Annotated in this window: 1 protein-coding gene (running past one end of the window); it reads left to right on the top strand. The window is 76.2% G+C overall.

Translation table 11 applies throughout. From position 1 onward, the window contains the following. On the top strand, window positions 1-14,963 hold part of the coding region annotated (locus ACWDBE_RS37390; RefSeq protein ID WP_449810202.1) for a type I polyketide synthase (this coding region is incomplete at its 5' end). Its footprint begins 15,157 nt before the window's first position; 14,963 of 30,120 annotated nt are visible.

Genomic DNA, 14,963 nt, shown 5'->3' with positions numbered 1-14,963 from the left:
GGGCGCTGGCCTCGGACGGCCGCTGCAAGGCCTTCGCCGCCGCCGCCGACGGCACCGGCTGGGGCGAGGGCGCGGGCATGCTCCTGCTGGAGCGCCTCTCCGACGCCGAGCGCAACGGGCACCAGGTGCTCGCGGTGATCCGTGGCAGCGCGATCAACCAGGACGGCGCGAGCAACGGCCTCACCGCGCCCAACGGCCCGGCCCAGCAGCGCGTCATCCGGCAGGCCCTGGCCGACGCCGGGCTGACCGCCGCCGAGGTCGACGCCGTCGAGGCGCACGGCACCGGCACCACCCTCGGCGACCCGATCGAGGCCCAGGCGCTGCTCGCCACCTACGGCCAGGAGCACACCGAAGAGCCGCTCTGGCTCGGCTCGTTGAAGTCGAACATCGGCCACACCCAGGCCGCCTCCGGCGTCGGCGGTGTGATCAAGATGGTCATGGCGATCCGCAACGGGGTGCTGCCCAAGACCCTGCACGTGGACGAGCCCACCCCGCACGTCGACTGGGCCTCGGGCGCGGTCGAGCTGCTGACCGAGGCCCGGGACTGGCCGGAGCGCGGCCGTCCGCGTCGCGCGGCCGTCTCCTCCTTCGGCATGAGCGGCACCAACGCCCACACCATCATCGAGCAGGCGCCCGCGGCCTCCCCGGTCGCCCGGGAGATCGCCGACGGGACCGCGGGCCCGCTGCCCTGGGTGCTCTCCGGGCACACCGAGGCCGCGCTGCGCGACCAGGCCCGCCGCCTGGCGGCGCACCTCACGCAGAGCGCGGCCGCCGGGGAGGCCCTTGACCCGGCCGCGGTCGCCAGCACGCTGGCGACGGCCCGTTCGGTGTTCGAGCACCGCGCGGTGGTCGTCGGCGCGGAGGAGGCGGACCTGTTCGCCGGTCTCGCCGCGCTCGCCGACGGTGAGCAGGTGGCTCAGCTGGTCCAGGGCACGGCCCGGACGGCCGGTGGCCCGGTGTTCGTGTTCCCGGGTCAGGGTTCGCAGTGGCTGGGCATGGCCCGGGAGCTGCTGGCGGACGAGCCGGTGTTCCGGGCTCGGATGGAGGACTGCGCGAGCGCTCTTGCGCCGCACGTCGACTGGGACCTGCTGGACGTCGTCGCGGGTGAGGACGGCGGGTGGATGGAGCGGGTGGACGTGGTCCAGCCGGTGCTGTTCGCCGTGATGGTCTCGCTCGCCGAGCTGTGGCGTTCGTACGGCGTGGAGCCGTCGGCGGTGGTGGGGCACTCGCAGGGCGAGATCGCCGCCGCTGCCGTCTCCGGCGCTCTGTCGCTGGAGGACGCGGCGCTGGTGGTGGCGCTGCGCAGCCAGGCGATCACCGAGCTCTCCGGGCTGGGCGGCATGGTGTCCGTCCCGCTGCCCGCCGAGCAGGTGCGTGAACTCCTCTCGGGCCGTGAGGGCCTGTCCGTCGCGGCGGTCAACGGCCCCAACTCGGTGGTGGTTTCCGGCGATGCCGGCGCCCTGGACGAGCTGATGGAGCACTGCGCCGCGCAGGAGGTCCGGGCGCGTCGGATCGCGGTGGACTACGCCTCGCACTCGGCGCACGTCGAGCGCATCGAGGCCCGCCTGGCCGAGCTGCTGGCCCCGGTCACGCCCCGGGTTCCGGAGATCCCGTTCCACTCCACCGTCACCGGTGAACTGATCGACTCGGCGGCGTTGGACGCCGGCTACTGGTACCGCAACCTCCGTCAGACGGTCGAGTTCGCCAACACGGTGGAGTCCCTCCTCGCCTCGGGTCACTCGCAGTTCGTCGAGGTGAGCGCCCACCCGGTGCTGACCGTCGGTATCCAGGAGGCCATCGACGCCGCCAACGCCGAGGCGAGCGTCCAGGGCACCCTGCGCCGTGACCAGGGCGGCCGGGAGCGTTTCCTGATCGCCCTCGCCGAGGCCTGGTCCAACGGCGCGACCGTCGACTGGGCCGCCCAGTTCGAGGACACCGCAAGCCGCGTCGACCTGCCCACCTACCCCTTCCAGCGGCAGCGCTTCTGGCCGAAGCCGTCCGGCTCCTGGATCGGCGACGCGACCGCGATGGGCCTGGAGTCCGCCGACCACCCGCTGCTCGGTGCGGCCGTGGCGCTCGCCGAGGGCGAGGGCCTGGTGCTGACCGGCCGGCTGTCGGTGCAGAGCCACCCGTGGCTGGCCGACCACGCCGTCGGCGGCGCGGTGATCCTGCCCGGGACGGCGTTCGTCGAGCTGGTGTTCCGCGCGGGCGACGAGGTCGACTGCGACCGGATCGAGGACCTGACGCTGGAGGCGCCGCTGGTGCTGCCGGAGCGCGGCTCGGTGGCCGTCCAGGTGTGGGTGGGTGCCGCCGACGGTTCGGGCGCCCGCCCGGTGTCGGTGCACTCCCGTCCGCAGGACGCCGCCGCCGACGAGCCGTGGCTGCGGCACGCGACCGGTCTGGTCGCCTCCGGTGACCAGGCGCAGGCCCCGGCCGGGATCGAGACCGTCTGGCCGCCGGAGGGTGCCGTCGAGCTGCCGGTCGAGGGCTTCTACGAGCGGCTGGCCGCCGCCGGCTACGGCTACGGCCCGGCCTTCCAGGGGCTGCGGGCCGCCTGGCGGCTCGGGGACGAGGTCCTCGCCGAGGTCGAACTGCCGCAGGAGGTCCAGTCGGAGGCCGGCCGGTACGGCCTGCACCCGGCGCTGCTCGACGCGGCGCTGCACACGGTGGGGCTGGGCGAGCTGCTCGCGGACACCGGCCGGGCGCGTCTGCCGTTCTCCTGGTCGGGTGTCGGTCTGTCGGCCGTGGGTGCCGCCCGGGTGCGGGTGCGCCTCGCGGCCGCCGGACCGGACGCGGTGACGCTGCTGGCCGTCGACGAGACCGGTGCGCCGGTCGTGGCGATCGACTCGCTGGTGCTGCGCGAGGTCTCCGCCGATGGCGTGGCCGCCGGTCAGGGGGCCCCGCGTGACGCGCTGTTCCGCCTGGACTGGACGCTGCTCGGGTCGGAGCCGGTCGACGGCGCCGCCGTGAGCCGTGCGCTGGTCGCTTCGGACGCGGCCGGGCTGCCGTCCGTCCTGCACGACCTGGCCGGCTCCGCGCGGATCTTCGCCGGTCTGCCGGAGCTGGCCGGGGCGCAGGACGTCCCCGAGCTGGTGTTCCTGCCGCTCGGCCGGGCCGCCGGTGTGACCGGTGACGGGTCGGGCGCGTTCCCGGCCGCCGAGGCCGCGCACGCGGCCGTCCTGGGGGCGCTGGCCGCCGCCCAGGCCTGGCTGGCCGAGGACCGGTTCGCCGAGTCCCGGCTGGTGTTCGTGACCAGTGGTGCCGTCGCCACCGCCACCGGCGAGGACGTCACCGACCTGGCGTACGCCCCGGTGTGGGGCCTGATCCGCTCCGCGCAGTCGGAGAACCCGGGCCGCTTCGTCCTGCTCGACCTCGGCCTCGATGCCGAGGCGGCGGACGCGGACGGCGCCGCCGCGGCCGTGCTCGCCGCGCTCGCCACCGACGAGCCGCAGCTGGCCGTGCGGGCCGGCGCGGTCCGCGCGCCCCGGCTGGCCCGTCCGGGCTCCGCGGGTCGGCTCGTTCCCCCGGTGGGGCACCCGGCCTGGCGGCTGGACGTCACGGCCGAGGGGACCCTGGAGAACCTCGTCCTGGCGCCCTGCCCGGAGGAGTTCCGCCCGCTCGGCGCCCGGGAGGTGCGGGTCGCGCTGCGCGCCTCCGGCCTCAACTTCCGTGACGTCGTGCTAGCCCTGGGCATGGTCCCCGACCAGCAGGTCATGGGGAACGAGGGCGCGGGTGTCGTCCTGGAGGTCGGCGCCGAGGTGACGGACCTGGCCCCGGGCGACCGGGTGATGGGTCTGTTCTCCGGCTCGTTCGCGCCGTACTCGGTGGTCGACCACCGCCTGCTGGCCCGGATCCCGGAGGGCTGGACCTTCGTTCAGGCCGCCTCCGTGCCGGTGGTGTTCCTGACCGCCTACTACGGCCTGGTGGACGTGGGCGGTCTGCGGGCGGGTGAGCGGGTGCTGGTGCACGCCGCCGCCGGTGGTGTCGGGATGGCCGCGGTGCAGCTGGCCCGGCACCTGGGTGCCGAGGTGTTCGGTACGGCGAGCCCCGGCAAGTGGGAGACCCTGCGGGCCTCGGGACTGGACGACGCGCACATCGCCAACTCCCGCACCCTCGACTTCGAGGGCGCGTTCCTGGCGGCCACCGACGGCGCCGGCATGGACGTCGTGCTGGACTCCCTGTCGGGCGAGTTCGTCGACGCCTCGCTGCGGCTGCTGCCGCGCGGCGGGCGCTTCCTGGAGATGGGCAAGACCGACAAGCGGGACCCGCAGGTGGTCGCGGCCGACCACGAGGGCGTGCGCTACCAGGCGTTCGACCTGGTCGAGGCCGGTCGGGACCGGATCCGCGAGATGCTGCGGGAGATCGTCGCCCTGTTCGAGCGCGGTGAGCTGCGGCTGCTGCCGATCGCGACCTGGGACGTCCGGCAGGCGCCGGAGGCGTTCCGCTTCCTCAGCCAGGCCCGGCACACCGGCAAGCTGGTGCTGACCATGCCGCCGCTCCCGGACCGGGACGGCACCGTCCTGATCACCGGCGGCACCGGCACCCTCGGCGGGCTGCTGGCCCGCCACCTGGTGACCCGGTACGGCATCCGGCACCTGGTGCTCACCGGCCGTCGGGCCGCCGAGTCCGAGGCCGGGCGTGAACTCGCCCGCGAGCTGGGCGAGTCGGGAGCCGAGGTCACCCTGGCGTCCTGTGACGTCGCCGACCGGGCCGCGCTGGCCGCGGTGCTGGCCGCCGTCCCGGCGGCGCACCCGCTGACCGCCGTGGTGCACACCGCCGGCGTCCTGGACGACGGCGTGGTGTCGGCGCTCACCCCCGAGCGCGTCACGGAGGTGCTCCGGCCCAAGGTGGACGGTGCGCTCAACCTGCACGAGCTCACCGCCGGCAGCGACCTCGCCGCCTTCGTGCTCTTCTCCGCCGCCGCCGGCACCTTCGGCGGCGCCGGACAGGGCAACTACGCGGCGGCCAACGTGCTGCTCGACGCGCTGGCCCATCACCGCCGCGCGCTGGGCCTGCCCGCCCACGCCCTGACCTGGGGCTTCTGGGCCGAGCGCAGCGGCATGACCGGCCACCTGGACGAGGCCGACGTGACGCGCATGTCGCGCTCGGGCATGCGGGCGCTGTCCTCCGAGGACGGCCTCGCCCTGTTCGACGCGGCGCTGGGCACCGACGAGGCCCAGCTGATGCCCGCCAGGCTCGACCTCGCCACCATCCGCCAGCAGGTCGGCGCGGGCACCGTGCCGCCGCTGCTGCGCGCGCTGGTCCGGCCGAAGAGCCGCCGTACCGCGGCCGCCGTCAGCGCCGGCGAGGCCAAGTCCGGCCTGGCCCGCAAGCTGTCCGGACTCGCCACCGCCGAGCAGCTGCGCCTGCTGACCGACCTGGTCCGCGGCCACGCGGCCACCGCGCTCGGGCACGCCACCGCCGAACAGGTGGACGCGGACCGGGCGTTCAAGGAACTCGGCTTCGACTCGCTGACCGCGGTCGAGCTGCGCAACCGTCTCAACGCGGTCACCGGCCTGCGGCTGCCGGCCACCCTGGTCTTCGACCACCCGAGCCCGGCGGCGCTGGCCGAGTACCTGCGGGCCGAACTCGCGGGCGAGGAGCCCGCGGTGCAGGCGCCGCTGCCCGTCCCGGCCGCCGCCGACGACGACCCGGTCGTCATCGTGGCGATGAGCTGCCGCTTCCCCGGCGGGGTGCGCAGCCCGGAGCAGCTGTGGCAGCTGGTCGCGGAGGGCGGCGACGCCATCAGCCCGTTCCCGGCCGACCGCGGTTGGGACACCGAGGCCCTGTACGACCAGGACCGGACCAAGAGCGGCACCAGCTACGTCCGCGAGGGCGGGTTCCTGCTCGGCGCGGGCGAGTTCGACGCGGGCTTCTTCGGGATCTCGCCGCGCGAGGCGCTCGCCATGGACCCGCAGCAGCGGCTGCTGCTGGAGGCCTCGTGGGAGGCGTTCGAGCGGGCCGGGATCGATCCGGGCGCGCTGCGCGGCAGTTCGACCGGCGTGTTCGTCGGGGCGGCCTACCAGGGCTACACCAACATCCTGGCCGGCTCCGCGCTGGAGGGTCACCTGCTCACCGGTGCCTCGACCAGCGTGGTGTCCGGGCGCGTCGCCTACACCTTCGGCCTTGAAGGCCCGGCGGTGACCGTCGACACCGCGTGCTCGTCCTCGCTGGTGGCCCTGCACCTGGCCGCCCAGGCGCTGCGCAACGGCGAGTGCTCGCTGGCCCTGGCCGGCGGCGCCACCGTGATGGCCACCCCCGGCCTGTTCGTCGAGTTCAGCCGTCAGCAGGGCCTCGCGCCCGACGGCCGCTGCAAGCCCTTCGCGGCCTGCGCCGACGGCACCGGCTGGGCGGAGGGCGCGGGCCTGCTCCTGCTGGAGCGGCTGTCCGACGCCCGCCGCAACGGGCACCCGGTTCTCGCGGTGGTACGCGGCAGCGCGATCAACCAGGACGGTGCCAGCAACGGGCTCACCGCCCCCAACGGCCCGGCCCAGCAGCGCGTCATCCGCCAGGCCCTGGCGGCCGCCCGGCTGACCGCCGACGAGGTGGACGCCGTCGAGGCGCACGGCACCGGCACGGTGCTCGGCGACCCGATCGAGGCCCAGGCCCTGCTGGCCACCTACGGCCGGGGCCGCGACGACGACCAGCCGCTGTGGCTGGGGTCGTTGAAGTCCAACATCGGCCACGCCCAGGCGGCGGCCGGTGTCGGCGGCGTGATCAAGATGGTCATGGCGATGCGGCACGGAGTGCTGCCCAAGACCCTCCACGTGGACGAGCCGTCGCCCGAGGTCGACTGGTCGGCCGGAGCGATCGAGCTGCTGACCGAGGCCCGGCCCTGGCCGGAGACCGGGCGTCCGCGCCGTGCGGCCGTCTCCTCCTTCGGCGTCAGCGGCACCAACGCCCACACCGTCCTGGAGCAGGCCCCGGCCGAGCCGGCCGCGCCCGCGGCCCAGCCGGCCACCCCGGCCGGCGCCGAACCGCGGACGCTGCTGTGGCCGCTGTCGGCCCGCAGTGAGCAGAGCCTGCGCGACCAGGCCGCCCGTCTCCAGCGGCACCTCGCCGACCACGGCGACACCGCCGCGTCCGTCGGCTACGCGCTGGCGACCACCCGGGCCGCCCACGAGCACCGGGCCGTGCTGGTCGGCGCCGACGCCGCCGAACTGCGCGACGGGCTGGCGGCGCTGGCCGAGGGCCGTACCGCGCCCAACCTGGTGCGCGGCCGCGCCCGGGGCGGCAGGTCCGCCGTGCTCTTCACGGGGCAGGGCAGCCAGCGGCCTGGCATGGGCCGGGAGCTGTACGAGGCGTACCCGGTGTTCGCCGAGGCCTTCGACGCGGTCTGCGCGCGGGTCGAACTGCCGCTGCGCGAAGCCGTGTTCGGTGAGGACGCCGCGGTTCTCGCCCGGACGGAGTTCGCCCAGGTGGCGCTGTTCGCGGTCGAGGTGGCGCTGTTCCGGCTGTACGAGAGCTGGGGGGTCCGTCCGGACGTCCTGGCCGGTCACTCGATCGGCGAGCTGGTGGCCGCGCACGTCTCCGGGGTGTTGTCGCTGGACGACGCGGTGGCCCTGGTGGCGGCGCGTGGTCGGCTGATGCAGGCGCTGCCGGAGGGCGGCGCGATGGTGGCGGTGAAGGCCGCCGAGGCGGACGTCCTGCCTCTGCTGACCGCTCAGGTGAGCATCGCGGCCGTCAACGGTCCGACCTCCGTGGTGGTTTCGGGCGAGGAGTCCGAAGTCCTCGCGATCGCCGGGAAGTTCGAGAAGACCAAGCGACTGAGCGTCTCGCACGCCTTCCACTCCCCGCTGATGGACGGCATGCTGGCGGAGTTCCGTGCCGTCGCCGAGGGCCTGACCTACGCGGCGCCGCAGATCGCCGTGGTCTCCAACGTCACCGGTGAACTGGCCACCGCCGAGGAGCTGTGCTCGCCCGAGTACTGGGTGCGCCACGTCCGCGAGGCCGTCCGCTTCGCCGACGGCATGCGGGCCCTGGAGGCCCAGGGCGTCACCACGTACCTGGAGCTGGGCCCCGACGGCGTCCTCACCGCGATGGCGCAGGAGTGCCTGGGCGAGTCCACCCGGGCCCGGTTCACCACCGCGCTGCGCGCCGGCCGCCCGGAGGCGCGGACCGTCGCCACCGCCCTGGCCGCCGCGCACACGGGCGGCGTCCGGCCCGACTGGGAGGCGGTCTTCGCCGGCACCGGCGCCCACCGGGTCGCCCTGCCGACGTACGCCTTCCAGCCGGACGCCTACTGGCCGGAGCCGCTCCCGGCGGCCCCGCAGGCGGGCACCGAGCGCGCCGAACTCTCCGGAGCCGAGAGCGAGTTCTGGTCCGCCGTGGAGCGCGAGGACGTGGCGGCGCTGGCCGCGACGCTCGCGGTCGACGGCACCGGGCCGCAGGACGACCTGCTGCCCCTGCTGCCGCTGCTGTCCTCCTGGCGCCGCCGCAACCGCGACGACCGCACGGTGGACGGCTGGCGCTACCGCGTCACCTGGCAGCCGACGGCCGCCGCGACGGCAGCCGCGACGCTGTCCGGCACCTGGGTACTGGTGCCCGGCGACGCCGCCCCAGACCTGGTCGAGGCGGCCGAGCGGGCGCTGACCGCCCACGGCGCCGCGGTGCACCGACTGGAGCCGGGCACCCGGTCGCGGGAGGAGGCGGCCGCCCTGGTGGCGCAGCTGCCGTCCGCCCCTGCCGGTGTGCTGGCGCTCGCGCCGAGCGCGGAGTCGGCGCTGGTCCTGATCCAGGCGCTCGCCGACGCCGAGCTCACCGCCCCGCTGTGGCTCGCCACCTCGGGCGCGGTCTCGGTCGGCCGCGCCGACCGGCTGCGCGACGCGGCGCAGGCCCAGGTCTGGGGCCTCGGCCGGGTGGCGGCGCTGGAGCACCCCGCGCTCTGGGGCGGTCTGCTCGACCTGCCCGAGGTGCTGGACGAGCGGGCGCAGGGCCGGCTGGCCGCCGTCCTGGCCGCTCCGGCCGACGAGGACCAGCTGGCGGTGCGCGCCTCGGGCGTGTTCGTGCGCCGGCTCGTCCGGGCCGAGCGCGCCGAGGGCGCGGGCTGGAACCCGCGCGGCACCGTCCTGGTCACCGGCGGCACCGGCGCCCTGGGCGCCCGGGTCGCCCGCTGGCTGGCCGAGCACGGCGCCGAGCACCTGGTGCTGACCAGCCGTCGCGGCCCGGACGCTCCGGGGGCGGCCGAACTGCGCGCGGAGCTGGAGGGCCTCGGCGCCCGGGTGACGGTCGCCGCCTGCGACGTCGCCGACCGTACGGCCGTCGAGGCACTGCTCGCCGAGCACCCCGTCGACGCGGTCGTGCACACCGCGGGCGTCGGCCAGACCACCCCGCTGGCCGCCACCGGCCTCGCGGAGTTCTCCGCGGTGGTGGCCGCCAAGGTGGCCGGTGCGGCGCACCTGGACGAGCTGCTCGGCGACACCGAACTGGACGCCTTCGTCCTGTTCTCCTCGATCGCCGGCACCTGGGGCAGCGCGGGCCAGTGCGCCTACGCGGCGGGCAACGCCTACCTGGACGCCCTGGCCGAGCAGCGGCGTGCCCGCGGCCTGGCCGCCACGGCCGTCGCCTGGGGCCCCTGGGCCGACGGCGGCATGGCCGACGGCGAGGCGGGCGAGCAGCTGCGCCGCCGCGGCCTGGCGCCGATCGCGCCCGACCTGGCGATCGCCGCGCTGGCCGGTGCGGTCGGCTCGGACGAGCCGGCGCTCACCGTGGCCGACGTCGACTGGGCGCGCTTCGCGCCGGCCTTCGCCGCCACCCGTCCGCGCCCGCTGCTCGACCGGATCGCCGAGGCGGGCGAGGCGCTGGCCGCCGGCTCCCGTCCGGCCGCCACCGACGCCGCGGGCACCCTGCGCACCCACCTGCTCGGCCTCGCCGAGGGTGAGCGCCGCCAGTACCTGCTGGACCTGGTGCGGACCGAGGCCGCCGCCGTCCTCGGCCACGCCTCGGCCACCCGGGTCGAGGAGGACCGGGCGTTCAAGGAGCTGGGCTTCGACTCGCTGACCGCGGTCGAGCTGCGCAACCGGCTCACCGAGACCAGCGGCCTGCGGCTGCCCGCGACCCTGGTCTTCGACCACCCGACGCCGCTCGCCCTGGCCGAGCACCTGCGGACCGAACTCGTCGGCGCCGAGCCGCGGTCGGCCCTGCCCGCCGTCCGTCCGGCCGCCGGCGACGGCGCCGGGACGCAGGACGACCCGATCGCGATCGTCGCGATGGCCTGCCGCTACCCGGGCGGTGTCCGCACCCCCGAGGAGCTGTGGCAGCTGGTGCTCTCCGGCACCGACGCGGTCGGCGAGATGCCGACCGACCGCGGCTGGGACCTGGACGCCCTGTACCACCCGGACCCGGAGCACCCGGGCACCTCCTACGCCCGCCACGGCGGCTTCGTCCACGACGCGGACCGCTTCGACCCGGCGTTCTTCGGCATCTCGCCGCGCGAGGCGGTGGCGATGGACCCGCAGCAGCGCCTGCTGCTGGAGACCTCCTGGGAGGCCTTCGAGCGGGCCGGCATCGACCCGGCCACGCTGAAGGGCAGCCAGGCGGGCGTGTTCGTCGGCTCCAACGGCCAGGACTACGCGACCCTGCTGCTCGGCGCGCCGCAGGAGGCCGACGGCTTCCTCGGCACCGGCAACGCGGCCGCCGTGGTCTCGGGCCGGCTGGCGTACACCTTCGGGCTCGAGGGCCCGGCGGTGACGGTGGACACCGCCTGCTCCTCCTCGCTGGTCGCCCTGCACCTCGCCGTGCAGGCGCTGCGCAGCGGCGAGTGCGCGCTGGCCCTGGCCGGCGGTGTCACCGTGATGTCGCTGCCGGGGGCCTTCCTGGAGTTCAGCCGCCAGCGCGGCCTCGCCGCCGACGGCCGCTGCAAGTCCTTCGCGGGCGCCGCGGACGGTACGGGCTGGGGCGAGGGCGCCGGTGTGCTGCTGCTGGAGCGGCTGTCGGACGCCGAGCGCCTCGGGCACCCCGTGCTGGCCGTGGTGCGCGGCAGCGCGATCAACCAGGACGGTGCCAGCAACGGCCTGACCGCCCCGAACGGCCCCGCGCAGCAGCGGGTGATCCGCGCGGCGCTGGCCAGTGCCGGGCTGTCGGCCGGCGAGGTCGACGCGGTCGAGGCGCACGGCACCGGCACGGTGCTCGGCGATCCGATCGAGGCCCAGGCCCTGCTCGCCACCTACGGGCAGGAGCGCGGCGGGGACCCGCTGTGGCTCGGCTCGCTGAAGTCCAACATCGGCCACACCCAGGCGGCGGCCGGTGTCGGCGGTGTGATCAAGATGGTGATGGCGATCCGGGAGGGCGTGCTGCCGCGCACCCTGCACGTCGACGAGCCCACCCCGCACGTCGACTGGTCGGCGGGCGCCGTCGAGCTGCTCACGGAGTCGCGGAACTGGCCGCAGACCGGCGCCCCGCGCCGCGCGGGCGTCTCCTCCTTCGGGTTCAGCGGCACCAACGCCCACGTCATCCTGGAAGGCGTCCAGCCGGTGGCCGAAGCCGGGCAGGACCGGGCCGCCGTCGAGCCGCCGGTCCTGCCGGTGGTGCTGTCCGCCCGGTCCGAGTCGGCCCTGCGCCGGCAGGCCGGCCGCCTGCAGTCCCACCTGGCCGGCCACCCGGAGGTCACGCTGCTCGACGCCGCGTACTCGCTGGCGACCGGGCGCGCCGCCCACGAGTACCGCGCGGTGCTCAGCGGCGCGGACCGCGCGGCGGTGCTGCGCGGGCTCGGAGAACTCGCCGAGGGCGGCTCCCTGCCGGGCCTCACCCGGGGCGAGGCCGGCGGGAAGTCGGCGTTCCTCTTCACCGGGCAGGGCAGCCAGCGTCCGGGCATGGGGCGTGAGCTGTACGAGGCCTGTCCGGTGTTCGCGGACGCCTTCGACGCGGTCTGCGCTCGGGTCGAACTTCCCCTGCGTGACGCCGTGTTCGGCGAGGACGCTTCGGTTCTCGCCCGGACGGAGTTCACCCAGGTGGCGCTGTTCGCGGTCGAGGTGGCGCTGTTCCGGCTCTTCGAGAGCTGGGGGGTCCGTCCGGACTTCCTGGTGGGCCACTCGATCGGTGAGCTGGTGGCCGCGCACGTCGCGGGTGTCCTGTCGCTGGACGACGCGGTCGCCTTGGTGGCGGCGCGTGGTCGGCTGATGCAGGCGCTGCCGGAGGGCGGTGCGATGGTGGCGGTCAAGGCCTCGGAGGAGGAGGTGCTGCCGCTGCTGACCGCTCAGGTGAGCATCGCGGCGATCAACGGGCCTTCCTCCGTCGTGGTTTCGGGCGAGGAGTCCGAAGTGATGGCGATCGCCGGGAAGTTCGAGAAGACCAAGCGGCTGAGCGTCTCGCACGCGTTCCACTCGCCGCTGATGGACGGGATGTTGGAGGAGTTCCGGGCCGTTGCCGAGGGGCTGACGTACAGCGCCCCGCGCATCCCGGTCGTCTCCAACGTCACCGGGGACATGGCCACGGCCGAGGAGCTGTGCTCGCCCGAGTACTGGGTGAGCCACGTCCGCGAGGCCGTCCGCTTCCTCGACGGGATGCGCACCCTGGAGGCCCAGGGCGTCACCACCTTCGTCGAACTCGGCCCCGACGGCGTGCTCTCGGCCATGGGCCAGGACTGCGTCGACGGGCCGGACACCGCCTTCGCCGCCGCCCTGCGCGGCGACCGGCCCGAGCGGGACGCGCTCGCCGCCGCCCTGGCCGTGGCCCACACCCGTGGCGCGGCGGTCGATTGGGAGGCCCTGTTCGCCGGCTCCGGCGCCCGCCGGGTGGACCTGCCGACCTACGCCTTCCAGCGTGAGCGGTACTGGCCGAAGGTTGCCCAGGCGGCCCCCGCCGGCGGCACCGAGCACGACCCGGCCGAGGCGGACTTCTGGGCCGCCGTGGAACGCGGCGACCTGGCCGCGCTGACCGGCACCCTGGACGTCCGCGGGGACGAGCCGCTGAGCGCGGTCCTGCCCGCCCTGTCGTCCTGGCGGCGCCGCACCGCCGACGAGTCGACGCTGGACCGCTGGCGCTACCGCGTCAGCTGGCGCGCCCTGCCCGGCGACCAGGACGGCACACCGTCCCTGGCCGGCCGCTGGCTGGTCGTCGAGCCCGCCGACCGGGCCGGCGAGCAGCCGGCCGGCGACCTGGCGGACCTGCTGGCCGGGCACGGCGCCCGGGTCGCGCGGATCACCGTCGACCCGGCGACCGCGGACCGCACGGCCCTGGCCGGCGAGCTGCGCGAGGCCGCCGGCGGTACGGAGGCCCCCATCGCGGGCGTGCTCTCCCTGCTCGCGCTGACCGGGCGCTCGAACGCCGAGCACCCGGGCCTGTCGGCCGGCCTGTCCGGCACCCTGGCCCTGGTGCAGGCGCTGGGCGACGCCGGAATCGGCGCACCGCTCTGGCTGATCACCAGCGGCGCGGTCTCCACCGCTCCGACGGACCGGCTGCGCAACGCCGTCCAGGCCCAGGTCTGGGGCCTCGGCCGGGTCGTCGGGCTGGAGCAGCCGCAGCGCTGGGGCGGTCTGCTGGACCTGCCCGAGACGCTCGACGACCGGGCGCGGCAGCACCTGGCGGCGGTCCTCGCCGGCGCAGACGGGGAGGATCAGATCGCCCTGCGGTCCTCCGGCGCGCTGGTCCGCCGGCTGGTGCACAGCCGTCCGCTCGGGGCGGCCGAGGCGCCGGCCCCGTGGATGCCGCGCGGCACCGTGCTGATCACCGGCGGCACCGGCGCCCTCGGCGGGCAGGTCGCCCGCTGGCTGGCGCGGGCCGGCGCCGAGCACCTGGTGCTCACCAGCCGGCGCGGAGCGCAGGCCGCCGGGGCCGCGGAGCTGGCCGCCGAGCTGACCGGGCTCGGCGCCCGGGTCACCCTCGCGGCCTGCGACGTGGCCGACCGCGCGGCCGTCGCCGGGCTGCTCGCCGAGCACCCCGTCGACGCCGTGGTCCACGCGGCCGGCCTGGACCTGGCCGTACCGCTGGCCGAGATCACCGCGGACCAGCTGGCCGAGGTGCTGGCGGCCAAGGTCGGCGGCGCCGTCCACCTGGACGAGCTGCTCGGCGACACCCCGCTGGACGCGTTCGTGCTGTTCTCGTCCATCGCCGGCATCTGGGGCAGCGGAACCCAGGGCTCGTACGCGGCCGCCAACGCCTTCCTGGACGCCCTGGCCGAGCAGCGCCGCTCGCGCGGCCTGGCCGCCACGGCCGTCTCCTGGGGCCCGTGGGCCGGCGGCGGGATGGCCGAGGGCGAGGCCGAGGGACACCTCGCCCGCCGCGGGCTCCCGGCGATGGCACCGGAGTTGGCCGTCGCGGCGCTCGACCGGGCACTCGGCCTCGGCGAGACCGCGGTGACCGTCGCCGACGTGGACTGGGCGCGCTTCGCCCCGGCGTTCACCGCCGGCCGGGCCCGCCCGCTGATCGCCGACCTGCCCGAGGTCGCCGCGGCCCTCGCCGACGACGGCCCGCAGAGCGGCCCGCGCACCGGCGCCTCCGGGCGGCCGGTCCTGGTGGAGCGCCTCACCGAGGCCCCGGAGGCCGAGCGCAGGCGCCTGCTGGTCGACGCGGTACGGACCGAGGCGGCGGCGGTGCTCGGCCACACCGGCACCGACGGTGTCGGGACGGCCCGGGCCTTCCGGGAGCTGGGCTTCGACTCGCTGACCGCGGTCGAACTGCGCAACCGCCTGAACGGCCTCACCGGCCTGCGGCTGCCCGCCACCGTGGTCTTCGACTACCCGACGCCCACGGCCCTGGCCGAGCACCTGCACCCGCAGCTGCTCGCCGACCCGCGGTCCGGAGACGAACCGCTGCTGGACACCCTCGCCCGGCTGGAGGCCGCGCTCGCGCAGCCGCTGCCCGACGAGGACACCGGCGAGGAGGTGGTCGCCCGCCTGCAGGCCGTCCTGGCCCGCTGGAGCGACCGGCGCGAGGCGCCGACCGCCGCCACCACCGCGCAGAAGCTGGACGAGGCGACCGCGGACGAGGTCTTCGCGTTCATCGACAACGAGTTGGGGATGTCGTGA

It is taken from the genome of Kitasatospora sp. NPDC001132 (assembly GCF_053598415.1).
This window is presented reverse-complemented; position numbering and strand designations above follow the sequence as displayed.